The organism is Terriglobia bacterium, assembly GCA_020072565.1.
Classification (GTDB): Bacteria; Acidobacteriota; UBA6911; order UBA6911; family UBA6911; genus JAFNAG01.
This window is the reverse complement of sequence record JAIQGI010000034.1, coordinates 38,101-62,619: the sequence shown is the minus strand read 5'-3', so window position 1 is coordinate 62,619 and position 24,519 is coordinate 38,101. Positions and strand designations below refer to the sequence as shown.

Below are 24,519 nucleotides of genomic sequence, written 5' to 3'. Positions count from 1 at the left end.
GTTGGATGGCGGGTCGTTGCAGCTTGCTCACCTCAAAGACTCAAAGGACCTTTGCAACTGTGGAAGCTTGTTTGACGGCTTGGAGCTTCTCTTCCCTGTCTTTTCGGGCAATATACGCGGCGCACGTAAGACTGCTGGTTACGTTTACGGTCGTGCGCAGCATGTCCAGCAACCGGTCCACTCCGAGCACGAGCGCGATTCCCGATACCGCATGAGGGCCGAGCCCGATCGCATTGAACACAATGAGAGTTGTGACCAGCGAGCTGCCCGGCACGCCGACACCCGTAATGGCGGCCAGCGTCGAGGCCACGATGATCGTTACATATCCCGGAAGGCCCAGCGTGAGGCCGTAAACTCCGGCAACGAACACAGCTGTAACGCTCTTATAGACGGCGGCGCCGTTGAGGTTCAGAGTTGTGCCCAGAGGAAGCACGAAACCGGCCACTTCCGCCGGCACGCCCAGGTTCTCCTCTGCTACCTCCATGCTCACCGGCAGCGTTGCATTGGATGAGGAGGTGGAAAATGCGACCAGCAGTGCCTTGGCGACTCCGCGGTAAAAATCCGCCACTTTGACGCGCGCAAGCAACCTGAGCGCCAGGGTCAGGATGCCGAACATGTGGAGCAGCAGCCCCGCCAAGACGACCAGGCAGTACACGATCAAGTGCTGGAGCAGGTCGGTGCCGAACCTCGCCACTGTCGCGCCGATCAGTGCGAAGACCGCATAAGGCGCCAGCTTCATCACCCAGGCGATGATCACCATGCAGATGTCGTTGAGCCCCTGGAAAAAGCGCACGATCACCTGACGGCGCCCTTCCGCAATCCGGCTCGCCGCCACGCCGAAAATGACGGTGGAAATCACCAGGGGAAGGAGTTCCATCCTGGCGGCCGCGCCAAACGGATTCTGGGGAATCATGGAGAGCAGCAGCTGGGCTATCCCCGGAGCCGAGTTGGCGGTAGCCACCGCATTGCCGGCATTTGCTTCGGATTGCGCCGCCAGAGCATCCCGGATGGCCGGGTCGAGCCCGGCGCCCGGACGCACGAGAAGCGCGAGCGACAGTCCGATGATCGATCCTATCATCGTTGTCAGCAGAAAATAAGCCAGGGTTCGCCCGCCCAGCTTTGCCAGCCTGCGGCCCTCACCCAGCGAGGCCATCGCCACGAAAAGGCTCCCCACCACGAGCGGGATGACGACCATCATGATGAGTTGCACGAAGACCATGCCCACCGGCTCTATCGCAATAAGCGCGCGTTGGGCCCACGCGAATCCTGCCGCTCGGGAAGCGACCCCGGCAGCAGCACCTGAAATCAATCCTATCAATATCTTCGTGTGCAGCTTCATAGGGTCCGGTACTTCCGGAAATAGGGCACCAGTCCCCCGGCGCTCAGGATATCGAGCATGATGCCGGGCAATGGAACGCCGGCTATCTGGCGCCTTTGAGTCAGATCCGTCACGCGGACGCCTGCATCGTCGAGCACGACGCGCAACTCATCTTGCTCCCGGATCCCGGCCGTGTTGCACTCGAGCGGGATCAGCCCATTGTTGATCGCGTTGCGATAGTACGTTCGGGAAAAGCTCCGGGCAAGCACCGCCTTGATCCCTGCGGCCAGGATCACGGTAACGGCCACTTCCATCGCCGAACCGCACCCGAAGTTCCTGCCGGCCACCAGCAAATCGCCAGGTGTGACCGACGCAGCAAAGGCCGGGTCCAGAGCTTCCAGCAGATAGCGCTTCAAGGCATCGGCCTCCAGCGTTTCCTTCTTCCGGCTGGACGAAATGATGTAATCCGTGTTGACGTCGTCACCCAGCAACCTGGCTTTGCCTGAGAGCGCGATTCTCATTTCGAGCGCCCCTCGATCTCACGCGGATCGGTGATCCGGCCCGTCGCTGCGGCAGCCGCGCAGGCGGCCGGCGATGCGAGGTAGATCGAAGCCGCTGCGTTCCCCATCCGGGCTTTGAAGTTGCGATTGGCCGTAGACATCACGTTCACCCCATCCGCCGGTGTGGGGCCGGCAGTGCCGCAACAAGGACCGCATCCCGGCGGCAGGATCGTCGCGCCCAGGGCCGCAAGCCGGTCGAGCGTCCCGTCCCGTCTCAGCTCTGCTTCGACCTCTGTGGAAGCGGGGGTCACGACCAGTTGCACTCCCGGCGCGATGCGCCCGACCGCATTAAGGATCCGCAAGGCCTGATGAAAGTCGCGCACTCTGCCCGCCGTGCATGTGCCCAGGAAGACCATTTGTACCGGTGTGCCTGCTGAAGTGCCGATGGCGGCCACGTTATCCACCGCGTGCGGCCGTGCGATCATGGGAGCGAGCTCCGACACCTCCAGTGTGATCTCCCGGCTGTACCGGGCATCGGCATCGGCTTCGACCGGTCTGAGCGGCGCCGCCGTGCGCGCCCCGAGATATTGGAGAGTCTTCCGGTCGGCCTTGAAGATGCCCGCTTTCGCCCCCATCTCGACCGACATGTTACTGAGAACGAGCCTGTCCTCGACATCCAATCCGGTCGCCGCAGGTCCGTCGAATTCGAGCGTCTGGTAGGCGGCGCCATCGGCACCAAGCATACCCGCGAGCGCCAGCGCCATATCTTTCGCGTATATGCCCGACCCCGGATGGCCCGTAAGCGTGACTTTGATCGTTTGCGGCACCTTCAGCCATATGCGCCCGCAGATCATTGTGGCGGCGAGATCTGATGAACCGATCCCAGTCGCAAACGCGTTCAGCGCGCCGCCCGTCACTGAGTGGCTGTCTGCCCCGACCAGAAGGCCACCCGGTCGGGTCCGTCCGGTCTCTATCATCAGCTGATGGCAGATGCCTGCGCCCACATCGTGGACGCCGATCCCCTGCTTCTGCGCAAAAGCCCTCATCCGTTTCTGCAGTTCCGAGGTTTTCGAGTGAGCGCGCGAGCAGTAATGGTCCATCACGAAGACGATCCGATCCGGATCGAATACCCGGGATCCCCCCATTTCGTCGAAGTAGTCGATCGCCATGGGAGCCGAGCCGTCCGTAGCCATTGCGTAGTCGACCGCGCAGACCACGAGGTCGCCGGCCCGTGCGTCCCGCCCCGACTTTTCCGACAGTATCTTCTCGCTGATGGTCTTGCCCGTCATGCCCTGCTACCGCATCCAGATCGAAGGATAACGAATCTAAAGCCGCCACCCATGCGCAATGGCACACCCATGCACATGAAAATTACCCCACGCTTCAGAAGCTTAACGCAGAGGACGCACAGCAATTCCAGCCTCAACTCCGAATTCTCTGCACCCTCTGCGGCAGTCCTTTGCATTTCACTGACACTATCGCCCCAGTGCCCCAACGACTTCTCCAAGTGCGTCCAGGGTGCGCCGAACGTCCGCGGGACGGATATCGCCCATGTGGCCGATCCGAAAGCTGGTTGCTTCGTAGCCTCCCAGCCCGCGTGCCGTGAGGATGCCGCGTGCCTTCAGCTGGTCGCGGATCGACTGGGGCGAAATGCCATCCGGCACCCTGATTGCCGTCAACGTCGGAGAGAACCGTTTCAGGCCGGGGCATTGCAGCGACATTCCGAGATCGCGCGCTCCCTCGCGAGCCAACCGGGCCATCTCCTCATGGCGCGCATACACGTTTTCGAGGCCCTCTGCTTCGATCAGTCCCAGCGCGGCGTGGACCTGAAGCAAAAGGTGAACCGGCGTTGTCCCGGGGGTTTCCGGTTTGGGACGGGCCAGCATGCGCTTGATCGCCGGAAAATCGAAGTACGAGCACGCCAGACGCGATGCTTCGTGCGCCTTCCACGCTTTCTCGCTCAACGCCACAAAGGAGAGCCCGGGGCTCGACATCAGGCATTTCTGTGAGGCGGTCACCGCCACATCCACGCCCCAGTCGTCAAAGCGAAAAGGTGCACCGCCGAGCGAACTGACGGCGTCCACCATGAAAAGTGCGCCGGTGCGACCGGTCACGCCTGCTATCGCGGCCACATCATTCAACGCGCCGGTCGACGTGTCGCTGTGAGCGAGAATCACGGCACGGCTGTGGGGATGGGCTTCGAGCGCCGCTTCGATCAGAAGCGGATCAGCCGAGGTTCCCCAATCGCAACAGACGCGGTGGACGACGATGCCGAACTTTTGAGCGATCTTGGCCCACATTTCACCAAACAGGCCGTTGCAGCAAGCCAACACCTCATCGCCGGGCGACAACAAGTTGGTTACGGCCGCTTCGAGTGCGCCCCGGCCGGTGGCATGCACCGGCAGCACATCGCCAGCGGTCCCGAACAGAGGGCGGAGCCGTTCAAGTGTGGATGCGAGAATCCTGGAGAATTCCTCCGTCCGATGGTGGATCATCGGCGTCGCACCAGCCGCGAGCACACGGTCGGGGACACGCGTCGGTCCGGGAGTCATGAGCAGGAGGGTCATGGAATCACGCCTTTGGACCTGAGCGTGTCGTTGATCTCACCCTTGAAAATCTTGCCGCTGCGAATCTCTTCGATTCGCCTGGACTCGCGTTCTATGAGCACTTTGACCAGCCTCAGCACCTCTTCGGCGTCCTCGCGAGGAACGGCGACCACGCCGTCCGCGTCACCGATGAGGATATCGCCGGGCATGACGACAGTGTTTCCACAGGCGATCGGGACATTGATCTCCCCGGGGCCGTCCTTGTCGCAGCCGCCCGCACAGACAGAGCGGCTGAATGCCGGAAAGCGCAACTCCGCGAGTGCTTCGACGTCACGGATCGCACCGTCGACGACGAGTCCTCCCAAACCGACCGCAATTGCGGAATTGCCCATGAGTTCGCCGAAGACTGCGCTGGTCGTGTTGCCGCATGTATTCACAACGATCACATCTCCGGCACCGGCGATTTCCATGGCCTTGTGCACCATGAGGTTGTCGCCCGGCCGCGCGATGACGGTCACTGCGACGCCGCATAGCGGCACACCAGTCCTCATCCGGATGCCCTGATCCATGAAGTGGAACCTGCCCATGACGTCAGCCAGATTGGGCGAGGCCAGCCCCCGATACTGCGCGACCAGTGCCACCTCGGGACGAGGCACCTCGCTGAGTATCCTGAATCCGATTTTCCCTGTGATATGAATAGTCATTCCTCCATCTAATAGGCTCTCCACTTCATAGATAAAACTGTTAAGCACAAATCATCGGTATCGCAATCGCTATCGGCTCTTGCCCGCTAAGAGCTCCGATTGCGATATCGATGTTTGCCAAACAGAGATGCATGAGTTTTTCAGGCACATGGGCGCGCCCCGTGCAGGATCAAAGGTGGCGCCACCAGTGGTAGTGTTTGTAGTGCAACTCATCCATCGTGGGCATGCGGTAAAAAACGATCGACGTCCCATCAGCGAACCAGAACCCGGGCTGGATCGACTTGTAGCTCATCACGTCCAGGCTGGGATTGAGGCTGACCGTCTTGGTCTTCTTGGTGGGATCAGCCGTCAACTCCTGAAGGGCCGCAGGCAGGTTTGCAGGATTCACATTGGGCAAGGGCCCCGTGCCGAACGCATGCACTTCGTTGCGGCTGACGATTTCCTCGACATTGATATCGTATTGAGTGAAGAAAATCCTGGGCGCACCTTTGGACCACGACTCCTTGGTAATGTAACTGCCGAATTCGTGTGGGTCGAGATTGGAGGCCACCAGCAGCCGCAGCGGACAAATCTCCTGATACACGCGCAAATGGTTTTCCTTCCGCGGGCTCACCGGTTCTTCACCCTTGTCCAGTCCCAACACCGCCCCGTCCGTCGAGACCAGATACAGTTTGTGCAGGGCGGAGAAGTCGACGTGTTCGAGCACGCGGTAGGACTTCACAAACTTGGTGCGCTTGGGTCCGCCCGCCTTCTCGGTCTGACTCAGGTACTCGTCGATGCGCAGGTATTCGTTTCGGTAGTTAATGTCCACCTCGGCAAAGATCACCTTGCCTTGGAAGTGCCGCGGGCTGCCGATCGAGTAGTGCTTGCCGAATGCCTCCGGTGACAGCTGCGACGCCACCAGCGCTTCATTGGGATAGAGGATCAGATAAAGATGCTTTTGGAACTCGGACATTTCCTGCTCCTGCTCTCTGTGAGTTCACGGCAAGACCGGGTCGGCCCCGAAGCGCCCCTATGGTAGCATTGCGGGAATGTTCATTCAACGTCGCGGTCCGGACTGGGAGACCGCATACCTGTGCCCCGCGCATGAGAAACTGCACCTGAAATAGCGACCCGGCGACATCCGTCAAAAAGACGAAATTTGCCGCATCCCTATTTGCCCTGGATGGAGATCAGTTCCACCTCGAAAATGAGCGTCGCGTTCCCCGGGATGGCGGGCCCTCTGCCGGACTCGCCGTAGGCAAGGTTGGAGGGGACGAAGAGCTGCCATTTGGATCCGACAGGCATGAGTTGAAGGGCCTCGGTCCAGCCTTTGATGACGCCCTTGACCGCAAAAGGCGCGGGTTGGTTGCCCTTGTAGGAACTGGCGAACTCCGTGCCATCGATAAAGGTCCCGCGGTAATTGCAGACGACCGTGTCATCGGCCGTGGGCTTCTGTCCGTTGCCCGCCGTCAAGATTTTGTACTGAAGGCCGCTCGGCAGGGTGACCACCCCCTCCTTGGCCTTGTTCGCAGCCAGAAATGCCTCCCCCTCTTTCCTGTTTTTCTCCGCGAGCATCTTCGCTGCCTCCGCCTGTTTCTTCATCAGCTCGTTCTGCAGTTCGGTGATCGTGGCACGAACCTCATCTTCGGTCAGCAGCGGTTTGCTTCCGGAAAGGGCATCATTGAGACCCTGACGAAAGAGATCCGGATCAATTTCCACGGCCTGCCTCCGAAGCTGGTTCCCGAGATCCATGCCGAGAGCGTAGCTCCGCTTCTCCTTCGGGCCCTTGAGCACCGCAGTGTCCTGCGCGGCGGTGATCCCGGCAAGCAGCCCCATTGCAAGCACCGTCATCCACCGAGTTTTCATTCCAGCTCCTTTCGTAATGCGGATGTTTTCGCAGGCTGCATAGTATAGCAAACCCCCTTCCATCGGATCAGCAGGTTTCCCCCAAGCGCTGGTTTGATAGTGGCCGATGCGGAATTTCACTGACCGGCGTTAAGGGATTTGATGATTTGCCCCGGCCACGAAAGTTCTAGGGGATGTCCGCTGCAAAACCAAGGGAACTCCCTAGTTACATATCGTTTGCGATCATATTAGCCTGCCGCCTGAGGATCGAAAAAATAGGAGCATCGTTTCATCATCAGCATGAAGCGGCGGCTGGCAACCTGAAGCCGGCGAGATCCAGGTATGCCGATATAAAGTGCGCCTGTAGGCTGAAACGACGAGCAGGTACCGTATCTCTTGTTCGCCGGTGAAATCTCTTGACCACCTTGGGCATCTCAACGCGGAGGATGCAGGGTTTTGACATGCTCAATCCCGAAATCTCTGCGCTCGCTACTCCCCGACGCGCCTTCTTTGCGTTAATCTTTTATGTTTCAATAGTATTTTTGGAGCAAAGACCCGGCTGCTGAGTGCGACGAAGACTATTCGACTGAGAGAGGTGGAAACTCATAATGAAGAAAGTTGTGTACGGGCTTCTTTCGGCTCTTCTATTGGGAGGAGCGTTTCTGGCCGGTTCCTGGCACTACCGCCGGATATCAGGCAAGCCTGACCCTCCCGGAAGCCGCCGCATTCTCTATTATGTTGATCCGATGCACCCGGCATATAAATCCGACAAGCCGGGGAACGCGCCGGACTGCGGCATGCCGCTCGAGCCCGTTTATGCCGACGGAGCGCCAGGATCCGATTCATCTGAACAAGCGTCGGCATCCATGCCTCCAGGGTCGGCGAGAGTCAGCCCGGAAAGACAGCAAGTGATCGGTGTGCGCGTGGCCACGGCGGAGCGTGTGTCGGGGACGCGCGCGATCCGGCTTGTCGGGCGGGTGACGATGGACGAAAACCGTATCTATCGCCTGATCACGCCCACTGACGGCTGGGTGCGGGCATTGCGGGGCGGCACCACCGGAAGCCTCGTCGAGAACGACCAGGTCCTCGCAACCTATTATAGCCGAGACCTGCTGGCGGGTGAGCAGGCGCTCTTTTTTGCTGTTAACACTCTGGAACGGTACAAAACTGCCGAGGGGTCCGAGAATCAGGTCAGTGCGGCAAACATTCAGATCAAGGCGGCCGAAGCGAACCTCATGGCTCTCGGCATGAGCGCGACCCAATTGCAGGAGATCGAGCGCAGCCGCACGCCTGCCCAGGAGATCGAGGTCAGGGCGCCGGTGAAGGGGTTTGTGGTGGCCCGCAACATTTTCCCCAACCTGCGCTTCGAGCGAAATTTCGAGCTTTACAGAATTACGGATCTCAGCCACGTCTGGGTGGTCGCGGATGTTTTTGAGACGGAGGCCAGAGACATTCGTCCGGGGGTGACTGCCGTCGTGAAGCCTCCGGGTGAGCCCGATGAGAAGATCACGGCTCGAGTGAGCGATGTTCTGCCCCAGTTCGACGCCGCCACCCGAACCTTCAAGGTACGACTCGAAGTGGATAATCCCGCGTATGTCCTCCGACCCGAGATGTTTGTGGACGTGGAAATGTCGGTGTATATGCCGGCAACTCTCGTCGTCCCCGCGGACGCGCTGGTGGACTCCGGGCTGCGCAAGACGGTTTTTGTCGATCGCGGCAACGGATTCTTCGAGCCGCGCACCGTGGAAACGGGGTGGCGGTTTGACAACCGGGTGGAAATCCGGTCGGGACTCAACGCGGGCGAACGAATCGTCGTCTCGGGCACCTTCCTGATCGACTCTGAGAGCCGCATGAAGGCTGCGGCCACGGGAATCTATGGAGAGGCGGCCAGGGATCCGGTTTGCGGCATGGATATAGACTTGAGCAAAGCAATCGCGGCAGGCAGAAAAACAGACTTCCAGGGGAAGACCTATTACTTTTGCTCCGACGATTGCGAACAGAAGTTTAACAAGAATCCGAAGCAGTACGCGGAAAAGGCACCGGCGAAAGCTGCCATCAAGGGGAAATAGATGTCCGACAAATGCAAGGATCCTGTGTGCGGCATGGACGTGGACCGCGACAAAGCCAAGGCAGTGGGCAGGACGAGCCTATATAAGGAGGTCACCTATTACTTTTGCGCCGACTCCTGCAAGGCGCAGTTTGACAAGAGTCCCGAGAAATACGTCAGGAAATAGCCGGCGCTCCGGCCTGTTCAGGAACTCGAAGCACAGGCCCCGCACAACAGACACGACATTCACGGACTCATATGATTAATCGTATTATCGAATTCTCCGCAAATAACAAGATCATCATTATCGCGTTGGCACTGGCCGCCGCTATAGGTGGGTGGTGGTCGATGACGCACACGCCGCTCGATGCGATTCCGGATCTGAGCGATACGCAGGTGATCGTTTATTCGCGCTGGGACCGCAGCCCCGACATCATCGAAAACCAGGTCACGTATCCGATTGTTACGGCAATGCTGGGCGCACCCCGGGTACGGGCGGTCCGCGGGTTTTCCGATTTCGGCTACTCCTACGTATATGTCGTCTACGAGGACGGCACCGATATCTACTGGGCGCGCTCGCGCACGCTGGAATATCTCTCCGGCGTGTTGGCCCGCCTCCCCGACGGCGTGAGAACCGAACTCGGCCCCGACGCCACGGGCCTGGGATGGATATTCCAGTACGTCCTTGTCGACAATTCCGGCGAGCACAGCCTTGCGGAACTGCGCTCCTACCAGGACTGGTACCTCCGCTATTACCTCAAGTCGGTCCCGGGCGTCGCCGAGGTCGCACCCATAGGCGGATTCGGCAAGCAGTACCAGGTGAATGTGGATCCCAACCGGCTCCAAGCTTACGGAATCGCCATCAACCGCGTCGTGGAAGCCGTGCGCGGCGGCAACAATGACGTCGGCGGCCGCCTGATCGAGTTCGGCGGCACCGAGTACATGGTGCGCGGCCTCGGCTATGCCCGCTCGATCCACGACATTGAGAATATCGTTCTGATCGCCAGCGATAACGGCACCCCGATTCGCGTCAAGGACGTCGGGCAGGTCGTGCTGGGCCCGGATTTGCGCCGAGGAGTCTCCGACCTGGACGGCACCGGCGAAACCGTCTCCGGCATCGTGGTGATGCGGCAGGGAGAGAATGCGCTCGACGTCATCGAGCGCGTCAAGGCGAAGATACGCCAGATCGAACCCGGCCTTCCGCACGGCGTAAAGATCGTCCCCATCTACGATCGCTCCGAGTTGATCCGGCGCTCCATCGACAACCTGAAGTCCACCCTGATCGAGGTCATCATCACCGTGGTGCTGGTCATCCTGATCTTCCTCTGGCACTTCCCCAGCGCTGTGATCCCCGTCATCACCATACCCATCGCAGTGCTGATCTCGTTCATCCCGTTCCGGTTTCTCGGGATCACATCCAACATCATGTCTCTGGGGGGGATCGCCATCGCGATCGGGGCGCTCGTGGATGCCGCGATTGTCGTAGTCGAGCAGACGCACAAGAAGCTCGAATACTGGCAGCGCACCGACCGGAAAGAGGACTACCGCACCGTCATCATCAACGCTGTCAAGGAAGTGGGCGGACCCAGCTTCTTCGCGCTCCTGGTGATCGCGGTTTCGTTCCTCCCGGTGCTGACACTGGAAGCGCAGGAAGGGCGCCTGTTCAAGCCGCTCGCGTATACGAAAAACCTGTCGATGATCGTGGCAGCGGCGCTTGCGATCACGCTCGATCCGGCTCTGCGGTTGATGTTCACCCACCTCAAGAACTTTGAGTTCCGCCCGGCCTGGCTGCGCAAGGCCGCGAACGCCCTTCTGGTCGGCACGATTCATTCTGAAGACAAGCATCCGATCAGCCGCCGGCTGATCCGCCTTTACGAACCGGTTGTGGCCTGGTCGCTGCGCTGGAAGTGGAGCGTCATCGGGGTGGCCTGCGCGCTGGTCGTCCTTACAATCCCGGTCTACCTGAAGCTCGGCTCGGAATTCATGCCGCCACTCGCTGAGGGCTCGCTCTTGTACATGCCTTCCACCATGCCGGGCATTTCCATCGGCGAGGCCCAAAAACTGCTGCAGATCACCGACCGGATCATCAAGCAATTCCCGGAAGTCGATCGCGTGCTGGGCAAGGCCGGCCGAGCCGAAACGCCGACCGACCCGGCGCCCCTCTCGATGCTGGAAACCGTCATCACCCTCAAACCCGACAACGAGTGGCGCAGGATCGGGACCTGGTACTCCTCTTGGGCGCCCGAGTGGATCAAACCCATCTTCCGGCGCATCACGCCTGATCACATCTCGCAGGAGGAACTGGTCAATCAGTTGAATGAAGCTCTCAAGCTCCCGGGAGTCTCGAACTCCTGGACCATGCCCGTCAAAGGCCGGATCGACATGCTGACTACGGGGATGCGCACCCCGATCGGGCTCAAGATCTCCGGCGCCGACCTGCAGACGATCGAGGAAATCGGCACTCAGGTCGAAGCGCTGTTGCCCGACGTTCGAGGAACCCGGAACGTGTTTTCGGAGCGCACCGGGGGCGGATACTTTCTCGATTTTGCCTGGAATCGTGAAGAGCTGGCCCGTTACGGGCTGAGCATCGACGAAGCTCAAAGTGCGGTGCAAAACGCGATCGGCGGAGAGAATGTCACGACCACCGTCGAGGGACGTGAGCGCTACCCCGTCAACGTCCGCTACATGCGCGATTTCCGGTCCGACCTCGGAGCGCTGGGCCGGGTGCTGGTGCCGGTGGGAGAAGGGCAAAGACAGATCCCGCTTGGACAGCTCGCCGAGATCCGCGCCACCGCCGGGCCATCGATGTTGCGCAACGAAGATGGCCTGTTGACCGGCTACGTGTATGTGGACATCGCCGGGCGCGACCCGGCAAGCTACATCGAAGAGGCGGATCTGATCCTGAGGAGCAAGGTGCAACTGCCGCCCGGATATGCCCTGTTCTGGAGCGGCCAGTATGAGGCCATGCAGCGGGTCAAGCAGCGGCTGACGCTGGTCGTGCCGCTGACACTGTTCCTGATTTTCCTGCTCCTGTACCTCAACACGCGGGCAATCACCAAGACCCTGATCGTCATCCTGGCTGTTCCCTTTTCCGCAATCGGGGCGATCTGGTTTCTCTACCTGCTGGGCTACAACATGAGCATCGGCGTCTGGGTCGGGCTGATCGCACTGCTCGGGGTCGACGCCGAGACCGGCGTGTTCATGCTGCTCTACCTCGACCTCTCTTACGAACAGGCGAAAAAGGAGGGACGGCTGGGCAGCCTCTCCGAGCTGCGCGACGCCATCATCCACGGAGCCGCTAAGCGCATCCGCCCGAAGTTCATGACCGTTGCCACCACGTTCCTCGGGCTGGTCCCGATCCTGTGGGCCACCGGGACGGGCTCGGATGTCATGAAGCGGATCGCGGCGCCGATGATCGGCGGGATTTTCACATCGTTTCTGCTGGAACTGGTGGTGTATCCCGCGATTTACGAGATCTGGAAGTGGAACTTCGAGGTCAGGAAGTCACTGACGGCATGACAAGGATCACCGAGTCATGAGACCGATGCGACTGCGGGACCCGTCGCACGTCTTTGGTGTGTTTCGTGGTTCCGGGGCAAGGGCGAACACCAGGTTCGCCCTTGTCGATATATCGATGAGTGTTTCGTCTAGTCCTGCTTCTTGCCGATGAAGATCCTCCTGTCAACGACACCGCCGCGGGTAGAAGCGTAGCGTACCGTACACTCGGTGCCGGCAATGCCGTTGAGGCGAACTTTAAAGGTCGCCGGCTTGGCTTCATTGCCGGCGAGACGGTCAATCGTGACTACGGGCCGGCCCTGCGGCTCCACCATGGTCACCTTGTCTTGACTCGGAGTCGCGGGCTGAGCCGGCGGAGCCTCGCCGCGACCGCCTCTGCCTCCGCCGCCTCCCCGGCCTCCGAACCCTCCCCGTCCTCCCATCGCCTGCATCATTCCCGGCGGGAATACCAGGGAAACAGTGTCGGGCCGCACGATCTTGACCAGCTGGGCCTGGCGCAGGGCCGTGGGAATGAAGCCCTGGTTTTGAACATTGACCTCGATCGTGTATTCGTCACCTTGGCCGGTGATTTTCGGTTCCTGCATTTCAACGTGCGGCAGGCTGGCCGCCAGCATCAGGTTGAAGCGTGCCTCTTTTTCCGCCCACTCTTCAAGCTTTTCGGGGGGCGGGTTCTGGCTCATGAACTTGCCGTCGAAGCCGCCTACTTCCACCTCGCCATAGTCAGGATGAATGGCCTTCTTCCAGGGGTGGAAACGAGGCATTTTGAGTTCCTTGTCGCTGTATTGCAGCCGGTCCAAGTCATCGGTGACACCATCCTTGTTGTAATCGCCGATGGAGCGGCCACCGTCATAGAGCTCATCCCCGTACCAGATGGCGCCATAGTACCAGTAGCCGAAATCGGGACCGTGACCGAACAGCGGGCTGCCGCGGCCGCCGCTATAGTCCATATAAACGTCGCCCGCCCTTGCGTAGCCGGTAATCTCTTTCCCTTTTTTATCGAAGGTTTTGTAAAGATCGAGGTCGTCCGGATACATGCGCTCATCGCTGGGTGACGTGGAAGGCGGCCGCAGATGCATGGGGACGGTGGTATCCATCGAGTTGGCAACCGATACGTTCGGATGGGATAAAAGGAACGTCACCACGGAGCGGGTTTCGATTTCCGACAGGGGGTACTCGCCGGCACCGCCCTGAGTAAATCCACGCTCGGTCTCTTCCGTCATGGGCCGCCAGTTCTCAACGTAGTTTCGGTGGAGATCGAGCCCACCGATACCATCCTCGTTGACACGGCCGTCCTTGTCGTTGTCGATTCCCTCGGATATCACCCGGTAATCGCCCTGCTGCGGCGGTTGGACCCGCCTCATCAGGCGGCCGGTCGGATCACGGGGATCAATAATGGAATCTCCCTGGCCCATGGGCACCTTGATGCGCATCTGGCATATGAAGCCGTCGCCGTCGATATCATCGGCCGGGTCCTCATCGAGCAGGCCGTCGCCGTCGTCATCATAAGGATGAATTGTGCTGCGCAAAGTCTGGGCCGTCTCCAGATAGAGAAGACTGCCGTCGGGATTGTTGCAGGGCCGGAAATAGAAGGTGAAGTTGTCCAGAAGGCGGGTAACTTCCTTATCCTTTCCGTAATTGGTGAGCATATAGTTCAACATCCAGAGCGCCGATTCGGCCGCGGTGACTTCCCCTGCATGGCGGTTGCCTTCGATGTACATGGCAGGTTTGTCGGTGGCCTTGCCGGTCTTCTTGTTGGTCACAGTCAGCTGGTAGATATCAATGCCCCCATAGCTCTGCGCGACCACGTACAGGTCGACCAGATCGGCATACTGCTTTTCCCACTTCTTGAAAAACTCGACCTGCTCGGTGTACTTATGGTAGTGCTTGAAATCCATGACCCCTTCCACAAGGGGCGTGGTCTCTTTCAGGATGTTGCGACGAAAATAGCTGGGACCCTGGCGCAGGCCGGGAACGATCCAGAATTTGGACTGGCCGTCCTTGGGGGCTTGCACCTGGGCGGGAGTGTCGCTCAAGACGGCGAGCGAGAGCACACAACAAGCCAGTATTAGGGCTCTTACGGTTCTTTTCATAAGCTGTCTCCTTTTATGACGGATCAGGATCGGGAACGGCCAGTCCGCTGCTGCCGGCATTCCCCCGCGGCAGCCAATCGCGGGGATTTGCCGGGCCTTGTCGCCAGCGGCCCAAAAGACTGAAGGGACAAGATAAAACTCCCGCCCTGCGAATGCCACAAATTTCTGCTGCTCACCTGCAGGCGCACGCTCAACCCAGAGGCCGCGGACACCGCAGAGAAAAAGACCTTAAAGACATTCCAGTTCTCCGCGATCTCCGCGATTTCTGCGTTGAGATTTTTTTGCCGTCGTAGTGCTATGATGGCACTTAATTCCAGACCTCAGCGGAGGTTGCCATGTCTTTTAGAGAAAACAGGGGGCTGTGGCTGAGCGTAGGCGCGGCCGTCATCGCGCTGGCGGCTCTGATCTGGCTTCTGGTCAGCGGCGGTCCGCGGACGCTTGTGGTCCTTTTCCCCGATATCGGCGAGCTGAAGCGGGAGGACCCGGTCGTCTGGCACAACTACGTGGTGGGCAGGGTGGTGAAGATTGAGCCCCTCGTCGACAATCAGATCGGGGTCACGGTCCGACTGAACGAAGATTATGCGGCGCGCATTACCCGCGGCACCCAATTCACGCTGAAGCGGGCGGCGCTTTTCGGACTCGTCGGCAGCAACGCCATCGAAGTCGAGACCCCTTCCGAACCCGGCCCTGCCTTTGCCGACGGCGAGAGGATTCAAGGAATCAGCCCTCCGAAGCCTACCTTGGTGGAGCAAGGGAAACAGCTCACCCTCGCGTACTGGCAGCAGCTCAAAGATCAGGCCGCGCAACTTCTGGAAGAGTACAAACAATCACCCTATCGGAAGGAAGTCGAAGCCGCCCTTGTGCAGCTGAAGATTATGGCTGAGGAAGGAACGAAGCAAGCCAAGGAGAGCTTGGAGCAGTTTCGCAAAGATCATCAGCAGGAGTTCGACGCCGTGATGCAAAAACTCGAACAGGCGCGCGATTGGATGCGAAAGAAGGGGGACGAGGCCGGTGCGCGCCGGATTCAGGACGAGATCGACAAACTAAAAAAGTGAAGATGGGGACTTTCCGCCTTTCCACTTCGGCGGCGATGCAGGATGTGGAAAAACGGAATCGTTGCTTTCTTCACACCTCACTTTGTGTCAGCCCCGGGCTTCTTTGGCTGGTCGGCCTTGAGCTGCGGAACCAGGTCGATGAGCTTCTTCAGATCGATTCCGGCCAGGTTCTCGACGATCGGCGGCAGCTGGGCCATGATCTCGGCAACATCGCGTGTGACCTTGCCGGCACCGGCCCCGGAACCGTCACCTCCAGTATTGACGATCGTGATGGATTCCGTTTTGGCCAGCGGCTGGGCGATCGCCTGAGCGATTTCCGGCAGAGCCTGCAGGATGAGCTGCACCACGGCCGCCTGGTTGTAATCTTTCCAGGACGCCGCTTTCTTGGCCATCGCCTGCGCCTCGGCTGAACCCTTGAGGGCGACGACATCCGCCTCGGCGGTACCGGTCGCCTTTACGACCTCGGCTTGCGCAAAACCCTTCGCCTTTTGTGCCTCCGCCTGGCCGCGCGCTTCGGTTTCGAACTTGAAGCGATTGGCTTCGGCCTCTGTCTGGATCTTGTAGCGCTCGGCGTCGGCCTGGCGCTTGACCGTGGCTTCGAGTTCTTTTTCACGCCTTAGAATCTCGCGCTCCTGCACGACGATCTGCTGCTCCTTCTCGATGACCGCGACCTGCACTTCCTCGCGCTTCAACAGCTGGTTCGTTTTGTAACGCTGCAGGTCGTAAGCAAGGTCCGCCTGCGCCTTGGCTTCATTGGTCGAGGCATCGAACCCGGCTTTTTGCAGCAGGAAATTCTTCTGAGCTTCGGCAATCTGGGTTTCCGCCTGGAACTTGGCCGTCTCGCCCGCCTGACGCGCCATGGCGGATTTAATGGTTGAATCGCGATCCGCCTCGGCCTGCGCAATGGTTGCGTCTCGTTTTACCTCAGCCGTGCGCGGCTTGCCCAGCGCCTCGAGATAGCCATGCTGGTCCCGGATGTCCTTCAAGGTAAACGACACGATCTGAATGCCCATGTTGGCGAGGTCGGAAACTGCAACCTCCTGGACCGACGAAGCAAACTGGTCGCGATTCCTGTAAATGTCTTCGATCGACATCGTGCCCACGATGGCACGCAGGTGTCCTTCGACGGTCTGCATCGCAATTTCCTTGATCTGCTCGGGAGTCTTGCCTAAGAACTGCTCAGAGGCCGTGCGGATGGACTGCTCGTCTCCGCCCACTTTCACCTGCGCTACCCCCTCGACCATGATCGGCACACCGGGTCGGGTGTAGACCTCCGGGGTCGTGATATCCAGGGTCATGATCTCCAGACTCAAGAGGTCGATTTTTTCGACCAGCGGGAGGATGAAGGCGCCGCCGCCGCGCCGGATGCGGAATCCGACTTCGTCGGTGCGCCCGTCCGCGGTCTTGATCTTGTACTTGCGGCCGGAAATGATCATGACCTGGTTGGGGCCGACCTTCTTGTAGCGGCGCGCCACCGCATACACGGCCAGGATGAACGCGAGCGCAAGGCCTGCAATGACCAAGACCACGTTGATGTCGGTAAACATAGTCTTACCTCATGGAAGTCATATCAATGCTGAACAGTTCCCTCGGATGGCCGTGCCGCGGATTTTGCGGCAAGGCGAACGTAATATACGTTTCCAACCACTCGGACAATCTCCACGGGCGTGTTGCGCGGAACAGCCTTACCATCCTCGGATCGCGCCGGCCCGATAATGCGCGTTCCCTTGGCGACGAGCGCGACCTCGCCGGTGCCATTCTCAGGAATGGGCGTAATGATCTGAACCACACGGCCGATCATGTCGTCGATCGAGTACTCGCTTCCCGCTTGCGTGTTTTTGAAGAGCAGAGTCAGCACGCCGAAGGTTCCGCCGCTGAGCAAGATCCCCGTTAGCAATGCCACCAGCACACCTTTGCCCACCGAGAGTTGAAAATAGGAGTTCGCCAGGAGCCCGCCGCCGCCGAATCCGGTGAGAAACGTGGCAACCACGGTTGGGCTCAACGGGGAGATCGGCAGATCCGTTCCGACATCCATATGGAGATCGTGACCGTCGCCGCCGAAAAGATGTCCCGCCAAACCGACGATCACAGCATAGCCGAGACCGACCAAAAAGCTCAGGCCATAGACGAGTGAGACAGACATGGGCGTTTCTCCCTGGGCAAGTATCGAGTAACGGAGATCAGCTGTCGGCTCATTGTATTCAAAACCCGATCCTTTGTGTATCATTTAGTTCCGGCCTCAGGGGCCGGCGTTGGTTTTTTAAGATGCCGTGCTTCCGACAACAGGTTTCGACTATGGTTTTTCGCGCTCTGAATTGGGTTAGCCGCATCGTCCTGGCGGGGATCTTCCTTTACAGCGGTTATATCAAGCTTCAGTCGCCTCTGCAATTTGCCGCGACGCTCACAACCTATCAACTGTTCCCCGAAAGCCTGATCCTGCCCATCATCACCTATCTTCCCTGGGTCGAAGTCTCACTGGGGGCCCTGTTACTGGTCGGCTGGCAGACGCGCTATGTTGCTGCGGCCACGGTTGGATTGCTTTTCATGTTCAGCGTCATCCTGGCCGTCACCTATTTCCGCGGCATCGACGCGGATTGCGGCTGCTTTGGCCCCGGCGACCGGATCTCTTTTCTGACAATCGCGCGCGATACCCTGTTCCTCGTGCCGGCGGTTTTCCTGGCCGCAGAGACCAGGATCCGCGGACGGTGGCAAAGCCAGCAGAACTGATTTCATAGTCCGAAGGCTCTCCACGCGGTGTTCGCTGAGATCGCGGCGAGGCCGGTGGAACCAATGGTCTCGCCAATGATTATTTCGTATAATGCTTTCTGTTCAAGGTAACCTTGATGTGAACCTCTCACTGCGGGGGCCACCTATGATTGGCCGGCCACTATCTCACTACCGCATTCTGGAGAAATTAGGGCAGGGAGGCATGGGTGAAGTATTCCTTGCGCTTGATACTCGTCTCGATCGCAAGGTGGCAATAAAATTGCTGCCCGAGGAGTTGCGCAAGGATCCGTCGGCAAGGAAGCGGCTCCTCCGGGAAGCCAAATCTGCCGCAATTCTCGACCACCCGTTCATCTGCAAGGTCTATGAAGCTGACGAGTGCGACGATCACGACTACATCGCAATGGAGTACATCGAAGGCAGGACTTTGCAGGACCGCCTTGTCGAGGGTCCCCTGCCCCTCGGTGATCTAATCCATGTGGCGACAGAAGTTGCGGAAGCGCTGCAGGTTGCTCATGATCACGGCATCGTGCACCGGGACCTCAAGCCCGCGAACGTCATGCTCGGGCGCAGCGGCCACATCAAAGTGATGGACTTCGGGGTGGCGAAGCTGGTGGGATTGCCGGCCGATGTCGACGCTCAAACGGCCTCTACATCCCTCACCGCGCGCGGAGCCATTGTGGGCACCATCGACTATATGGCCCCCGAGCAGTTGCGCGGACAGGAAGTCGATGCCCGATCCGACATCTTCGCCTTTGGAATAGTTCTTTACGAACTGCTGACCGGCTCCCACCCGTTCCGGAAATCGTCCGTCGCAGAAACGGCGCATGCGATCCTTAGCGATGATCCGATCTCGATCCAGAACATTTCGGGAATTTCGTCTCTTCTGAACCACCTCATCAGGAAAGCGCTGGCCCGGAATCCCAGTGATCGCTATCAGAGCTTCCGCGATCTCATGGCGGACCTGCGGTTGGTGCGAGCGGAAGGTTCGCGCAAAGAGGGGCGTTGCCTGGAAGCGATCATGGTGACGGACATAGCGGGGTATGGAGCAGCGATCCAGCGGAACGAAGCCCTCGCCATGCAACTCCTGGAAGAGCACTGGCGGCTGCTGCGTCCTATCTTTCCCCGGCACAACGGGCAGGAAATCAAGACGATCGGGGATGGTTTCCTGGTGGAATTTTCGAGCGCCCTGCAGGCGACCCAGTGCGCCATCGATATCCAGCAGACGCTCGCGGAGCGCAACTCGACAGTTCCACCGGACCGGCGCATAGAACTGCGGATCGGCTTGCACCTCGGCGACGTTCTGCGGCGCGACAACGACGTGTTCGGCGACGGCGTCAACTTCGCCTCGCTCATCAAACCTCTTTCGGAACCGGGCGGAATCTGCATTTCAGAGGACGTTGCTCATCAGGTACGTAACAAAATTGAATTCCCCCTCGTGGAGATTGTCGACAAGCCTCAACTCGAAGAAATCGAGCGGCCGCTTCGAGTTTTCCGCCTCGCCCTCCCATGGGTGAAAACCCCGTCGATTCCGGGTGCAAGGGCCGCCGTTGAGGCGGGGCCGGCAGGACAACCATCTGCCGCCGGCCAGCTGTCTGCCGGCAAATCACCCGCTGCACCGCCGGCGATGACAGGCAGCAAATCTGAAGCATCCGCAGAACGAGGCTGGGGCTGGTTGCCTGTGTCTCGTTCCCGCCAGTGGTTGCTCGGCTTTGCAGCCGCGCTCACTCTTGTGGCTTCCGTGATCCTGATTTTGTGGACGCTCTCCCCTCGACCTGTTCTCTCCTTTTCCGCCCGCGACTGGATTCTGATCTCGGATTTCGAGAACGAGACTGGAAATCAGATGTTCGACAAGTCTCTGGGGACAGCTTTTTCAGTCAGCATGGCCCAGTCCCGACACGCGAATGTCTTTCCCAAATCGCGCATGCCGGAGGTGTTGAAGCGCATGGGGAAACAACCGGATGTCGCTGTGGACGAGCAGGTCGGGCTCGTCGTTTGTGTGAGAGAGCGCATCCGCGGCCTCATCTGCCCCAGCATCGGCAAGGTCGGCAACAGGTTTGTGCTGACCGCCCGGATTGTGGATCCCCGGACGGGAGGGGCCGTGCGGTCCTACGCCGAGCAAGCTGCGGATGAAGACCATATTCTCCCGGCTCTCGATGCCGTCGCCGCCTCCGTACGCAAAGGATTGGGAGAGTCTTTTTCACAGATCGAAGTCAGCAACATGCCGCTGGCGAGGGTGACCACCCCGTCACTGCAGGCGCTGAAGTCATACTCCGAAGCACTGGTAATGTGGGGTAAGGGAGAATACGAATCCGCACTGGAGCTGCAGCAATCTGCCGTCAAGCAGGACCCGGATTTTGCCATGGCGCATGCGGCATTAGGCGTATATTTCTGCAGCTTTGTGTTCAACAATCAACCCGAAGGCAAGGCACACTTCGAGAAGGCGCTCAGCGTCGCCGATCGCACGACCGACCGGGAGCGGCAGAGCATACGGCTGGAGTACGAAAGCAATTTCGGGACGTTCGAGACGGCCCGTAATCTCTACGACGTCTATCTCAGTTCCTATCCGGACGGTGTGGCCCAACGGTACAATTACGGCAATCTGCTGCGGGATCACGGGGAGATCGACAAAGCCATCGAGCAGTTCACGGAGGTGCTCCGGGTTGCACCCAACTGGGCAGGGGCTCACATCAATCTCGCCACCTGTTACTCCCTGCAGGATCGATCCCAGGAGGCGCTGTCGTCGTACGATCGCGCCTTCCAACTCGAACCGTCCTGGGTGACCAGCGGCAACCTCAACCATGAATATGGATTTACCCTCGCATCCGCGGGAGACTTTGCAAAAGCCCGCCAGGTGTTTTCGCAGGCGCTGGCGTCTGCGTCCATGAAACCAAACGCGCTGCGCTCGCTGGCCCTGCTGGATCTCTATCAAGGGAAGTATCGCGACGCCAAGCCAAAGCTGCAGGAGGCGCTTCTCCTGAACGCCTCCGGTAAAGCAACATTGAGCGAGGCCCGCAATCATCTTTTCATGTCCATCCTCCTCGACGGCCAGGGTGATCTGGCCGGATCCCAAGGCGAGCTCGACAAAGCCGCCACGTGTCTGAGGATGGTTCCTCCGGTGACCTGGCTGAGCGCGCGCCTTGGGGTCGGTTACGCTCGCGGTCGCTCTACGGAGAAGGCTGCAAGGATACAGAAGGAGATCCAGGAGAAGCTTAATCCCAACGACTCCCAACAAAATAGTGACCTGCATCGTCTGGAGGGCGAACTCCAGCTCGCGCTCGGAAACCCTGTGAAAGCAACCGGGCTCCTCCTGCTCGCCGACCGCGAACAGCGATCACCGCTTACTCTGGAAAGCCTGGCCAGAGCCCAGCAGATTGCCGGCAAGCCGGATGACGCGATCTCATCCTATGAGGCGCTCCTGGGCATGCGCAGCCAGGCGCACGGCTGGGAGGCTCAGCAGCCCTGGTTTGCCGCGCACGTCCAGCTGGCGCGGCTCTATCTTGCCCGGCGCCAACAGGAAAAGGCGCTTCGCGTCCTGGGGCAATTCCTCGCACTCTGGAAGGGGGCCGACCCAGACCTCCCTCTGAACAAGGATGCTCATAGCCTGGAGAAGACTCTCTCGGCCACCGGCAGATGAGGTCAGATACCATCTGACATTGCATTCAGGCACAATGGGGTGCAAGTCGAGGACCGCGTTTCTCAGGAGCCGACCATGACCTTAAAGAAACAGTTCTCGGACTTCAGCCAGCGCCTGGCCGACTTCACCGCCCGCTTCGAGAATGGGGCTAGCCCCCGCCCTGAGCAGGCCTCGACGCGGAAGGGGGCTCGCACCCTGGATTCCGTCTTCTCGAGCCTCCAGGACCTGTTTACCAGAGGGGTCACCCGTGAGGAATTGACCAATCTCGTCAAGCACGACCCGCGCGAGACCTTCCGCTTCTTCACGCGCGAAATCGACTTTGCCGCCTTGAAACCTCTCCCCTGGCACAAGCGCTATCCGTCAATCGCATGGAAGGTGTTCATTGCCCTGGCTTACAGGCTCAGTCCTGCGCGTCGCATCGCGTTCGCAGTGGCCATTTTCGCGTTCCTATTGGGATGGATCCAGCTCCTGATTTTCGAGACCCGGTCGGCCGACGTATCCTCCAGCTCCGGAGCCTTCTGGCTGTTCTGCGCTTTTGCCATTTTCTTTCTACTCTTGCTTATGGAACTCCGTGACAAGCTCGACTTGAAAGGGGACCTGGAGATCGCCCGGGAGATCCAGTTCGGTCTCGTGCCACCGGGGCCTTTCTATCAGAACAGCATCGCCATTCACTGCTATATGAGGCCCGCCAATACCGTGGGCGGCGATTATTACGACATCATCGAGCTCGACAACAATCGCGTCGGAGTCGTTGTGGGCGACGTTGCCGGAAAAGGAATGCCGGCGGCCCTGTTGATGGCGCTGCTGCAGGGCAGCTTGCGCACCCTGCTGGCGGCCGGACATCGGGGCGCGGATCTGATCGCGAAGCTCAACAGCTACCTCTGCGCCAATATTCCGGCAAGCAGTCTGGTGACGCTGTTTTACGGCGAACTCGACACGATGGCAGGAGACCTCCTCTATGTGAACGCAGGCCACAACGCCCCATTGCTCATGCGCAAGGGGCATGACCTCGAACGCCTCCCCGCTACTTCCCTGGTTCTGGGCATCGACCCGAATTTGATCCTCGAAACCGGGACTGCGCAAATCGATACGGGAGAGCGCCTGCTGCTTTACACAGACGGCATTTCAGAAGCGTTCAATCTGCAGGAGGAGGAGTACAGTGAGCCGAGGGTGGCGGCATTTCTGCAAGCGCACGCCTCCTTACCCCCCGGCGAGCTCATCCATGAACTGGTGAGCGACGTGCTCCGGTTCTGCGGCCCGGCCCGGCTCAAGGACGACATAACCCTGATGGCGATCGCGCGCAGCGCCTGATTCGAAGGCGGCGGTACACCTCCCCTCGATGGATAGAAAACTCAATGGCGCAAAGACTCTAGGGAATTTCAGATTCATATGGATTAGAATAGCGGCGAACTGATTGCATAAACCCACGGAACGGGATGGCCATGACCGAATCTACTTTGTTGCGCCAGATCGGTGAAGCCAACAAGAGCTTCCTCGCTGGAACGCCTCGATTCCTTGATCCTGACGGACAGCCGTTTGTCGTCATCGCGTGCATCGACCCCCGGCTCACAGGATTCCTTGAACCCGCCCTGGGACTGCCGCGGCACAGGGTGGTGATGATCCGCACGGCCGGAAACCAGCTTTCCGCGAAGGTCCCCGATGCGCTGCGGTCCCTAGCGGTTGCGCTCTATGCCAAGAATGCAAGGGAAATCGTGATCGTGGGGCACACAGATTGTGGCATGTCAGGCTTTTCGGTCTCTGAGGTTACGGACAACTTCCGCAAGGCCGGCATCCCGCGCAGCGTATTTGGCGATGAAGACCTCCGGGCCTGGTTCGGCGCCTTTGCCAGCATCCGCGACAATCTCCTCAGCAGCATCGATTATCTGCATAAATCCGGACTCGTGCCGCGAGAGGTAAAAATCCACGGCCTGATCTTTGACACAAACAAGGGAACCTTCGAGGTGGTGGTAGACGGGGACCTCGTGCACGAGATCACTGCAACGCCGGTGAGCGTAGCGATAGAGGAGAAGGTGGTTCCCCCCGGAAGCGAAAATGAGAAACGGGAGGCTGTGACTGATGTGCCGGCTCCAAGCATCCCGCCTGTGCCCCCGCACGCGCAGGCCGAACCGCTGCCTAAGAAAGGGCCGATCATCGTCGGACAACCAGCTTCAAAAACAGATCAGTCGGCAGCCGCTCCGGGGTCCGTGGTCGAGGCGGCGCTGGTTTTGCGCGATTTCTTCAATCGGGAGCGACAGAACCAGCATATGCAAAAGACCATCGCAGACTTGAGGTCGATCTGGAGACAGGAAAGAAACCCCTTCCACGTTTTCTCCGAATTGCAGAAGGTCGTCAACGCCTACCAGGCCCGGTACCCGAACCTCCCGGGCGCGTTGGCGTATCTGGAAGACGCTATCCGTTCCGGCAGCGCCGACAAGTTTGGTTTTGGGGAGATTCTGAAGCGAATCCTCGACTGACTTGGGCCGCCGAGACACGCGGCCGCGACTAAACCCAGGTTTCCTGGCATCCCGGCACGGATAACCCTTTTGATGATTATC

Annotated in this window: 18 protein-coding genes; 8 read left to right on the top strand and 10 right to left on the bottom strand. The window is 59.6% G+C overall.

Features of this window, described 5'->3' with window-relative positions:
• Positions 1-40 precede the first annotated feature (40 nt).
• The 7 genes from LAP85_19640 to LAP85_19610 form a co-directional block, all read right to left on the bottom strand.
• Positions 41-1,339 carry a dicarboxylate/amino acid:cation symporter gene (locus tag LAP85_19640; GenBank protein MBZ5498615.1) on the bottom strand — a complete coding sequence of 433 codons (1,299 nt, stop codon included), beginning with the start codon at positions 1,337-1,339 and terminating at the stop codon, positions 41-43.
• Positions 1,336-1,839 (bottom strand): alpha-IPM isomerase, encoded by a 504-nt coding sequence (locus tag LAP85_19635; protein MBZ5498614.1) that lies wholly within the window; start codon positions 1,837-1,839, stop codon positions 1,336-1,338. The genes LAP85_19640 and LAP85_19635 overlap by 4 nt, the downstream gene beginning before the upstream one ends.
• Positions 1,836-3,107 (bottom strand): 3-isopropylmalate dehydratase large subunit, encoded by a 1,272-nt coding sequence (locus tag LAP85_19630; protein ID MBZ5498613.1) that lies wholly within the window; start codon positions 3,105-3,107, stop codon positions 1,836-1,838. Before LAP85_19630 ends, LAP85_19635 begins: the two co-directional genes overlap by 4 nt.
• Before the next feature lie 186 nt (positions 3,108-3,293).
• The gene (locus tag LAP85_19625) at positions 3,294-4,385 is read right to left on the bottom strand and encodes an alanine--glyoxylate aminotransferase family protein (protein MBZ5498612.1); all 1,092 of its coding nucleotides are present in this window, start codon (positions 4,383-4,385) and stop codon (positions 3,294-3,296) included.
• Complete coding sequence (locus LAP85_19620) at positions 4,382-5,068, bottom strand: RraA family protein (GenBank protein MBZ5498611.1); 687 nt, start codon at positions 5,066-5,068, stop codon at positions 4,382-4,384. Before LAP85_19620 ends, LAP85_19625 begins: the two co-directional genes overlap by 4 nt.
• 169 nt (positions 5,069-5,237) lie before the next feature.
• Positions 5,238-6,023, bottom strand: coding sequence for a hypothetical protein (locus LAP85_19615; GenBank protein MBZ5498610.1), 786 nt, complete (start codon positions 6,021-6,023; stop codon positions 5,238-5,240).
• 197 nt (positions 6,024-6,220) lie between these two features.
• Positions 6,221-6,916 carry an FKBP-type peptidyl-prolyl cis-trans isomerase gene (locus LAP85_19610; GenBank protein MBZ5498609.1) on the bottom strand — a complete coding sequence of 232 codons (696 nt, stop codon included), beginning with the start codon at positions 6,914-6,916 and terminating at the stop codon, positions 6,221-6,223.
• Between the two features lie 587 nt (positions 6,917-7,503).
• Between LAP85_19610 and LAP85_19605 the strand changes: the two genes are divergently transcribed.
• From LAP85_19605 to LAP85_19595, 3 genes are all read left to right on the top strand, one after another.
• Entirely contained in the window at positions 7,504-8,964 is a 1,461-nt protein-coding gene (locus tag LAP85_19605; protein ID MBZ5498608.1) for an efflux RND transporter periplasmic adaptor subunit, read from the top strand.
• A complete protein-coding gene (locus tag LAP85_19600) occupies positions 8,965-9,129 on the top strand; it encodes a YHS domain-containing protein (protein ID MBZ5498607.1) in 165 nt (54 codons plus the stop codon).
• 71 nt (positions 9,130-9,200) lie between these two features.
• Positions 9,201-12,461: a CusA/CzcA family heavy metal efflux RND transporter gene (locus tag LAP85_19595; GenBank protein ID MBZ5498606.1), complete on the top strand. Its 3,261-nt coding sequence runs from the start codon at positions 9,201-9,203 to the stop codon at positions 12,459-12,461.
• A gap of 128 nt (positions 12,462-12,589) precedes the next feature.
• On the opposite strand, the gene LAP85_19590 is transcribed toward LAP85_19595, so the two are convergent.
• On the bottom strand, positions 12,590-14,548 hold the full coding sequence (locus LAP85_19590) for a peptidase (GenBank protein MBZ5498605.1): 1,959 nt from the start codon (positions 14,546-14,548) through the stop codon (positions 12,590-12,592).
• Between the two features lie 335 nt (positions 14,549-14,883).
• Between LAP85_19590 and LAP85_19585 the strand changes: the two genes are divergently transcribed.
• On the top strand, positions 14,884-15,603 hold the full coding sequence (locus LAP85_19585; protein ID MBZ5498604.1) for an MlaD family protein: 720 nt from the start codon (positions 14,884-14,886) through the stop codon (positions 15,601-15,603).
• A gap of 77 nt (positions 15,604-15,680) precedes the next feature.
• Here LAP85_19585 and LAP85_19580 read toward each other — a convergent pair whose 3' ends face one another.
• Together LAP85_19580 and LAP85_19575 are read right to left on the bottom strand one after the other, a co-directional pair.
• Positions 15,681-17,150, bottom strand: a complete 1,470-nt coding sequence (locus LAP85_19580) for a flotillin family protein (protein MBZ5498603.1) — start codon at positions 17,148-17,150, stop codon at positions 15,681-15,683.
• Positions 17,151-17,173: 23 nt separating this feature from the next.
• Positions 17,174-17,746: a hypothetical protein gene (locus tag LAP85_19575; GenBank protein ID MBZ5498602.1), complete on the bottom strand. Its 573-nt coding sequence runs from the start codon at positions 17,744-17,746 to the stop codon at positions 17,174-17,176.
• Positions 17,747-17,898: 152 nt separating this feature from the next.
• Here LAP85_19575 and LAP85_19570 point away from each other — a divergent pair, with 152 nt between their 5' ends.
• The 4 genes from LAP85_19570 to LAP85_19555 all read left to right on the top strand — a co-directional run bounded on the left by LAP85_19570 (position 17,899) and on the right by LAP85_19555 (position 24,438).
• Positions 17,899-18,330 (top strand): DoxX family membrane protein, encoded by a 432-nt coding sequence (locus LAP85_19570; protein ID MBZ5498601.1) that lies wholly within the window; start codon positions 17,899-17,901, stop codon positions 18,328-18,330.
• 145 nt (positions 18,331-18,475) lie between these two features.
• Positions 18,476-21,964, top strand: a complete 3,489-nt coding sequence (locus tag LAP85_19565; GenBank protein MBZ5498600.1) for a protein kinase — start codon at positions 18,476-18,478, stop codon at positions 21,962-21,964.
• Between the two features lie 75 nt (positions 21,965-22,039).
• On the top strand, positions 22,040-23,275 hold the full coding sequence (locus LAP85_19560; GenBank protein ID MBZ5498599.1) for a serine/threonine-protein phosphatase: 1,236 nt from the start codon (positions 22,040-22,042) through the stop codon (positions 23,273-23,275).
• A gap of 131 nt (positions 23,276-23,406) precedes the next feature.
• Positions 23,407-24,438 carry a carbonic anhydrase gene (locus LAP85_19555; GenBank protein ID MBZ5498598.1) on the top strand — a complete coding sequence of 344 codons (1,032 nt, stop codon included), beginning with the start codon at positions 23,407-23,409 and terminating at the stop codon, positions 24,436-24,438.
• The last annotated feature ends 81 nt before the right edge of the window (positions 24,439-24,519 follow it).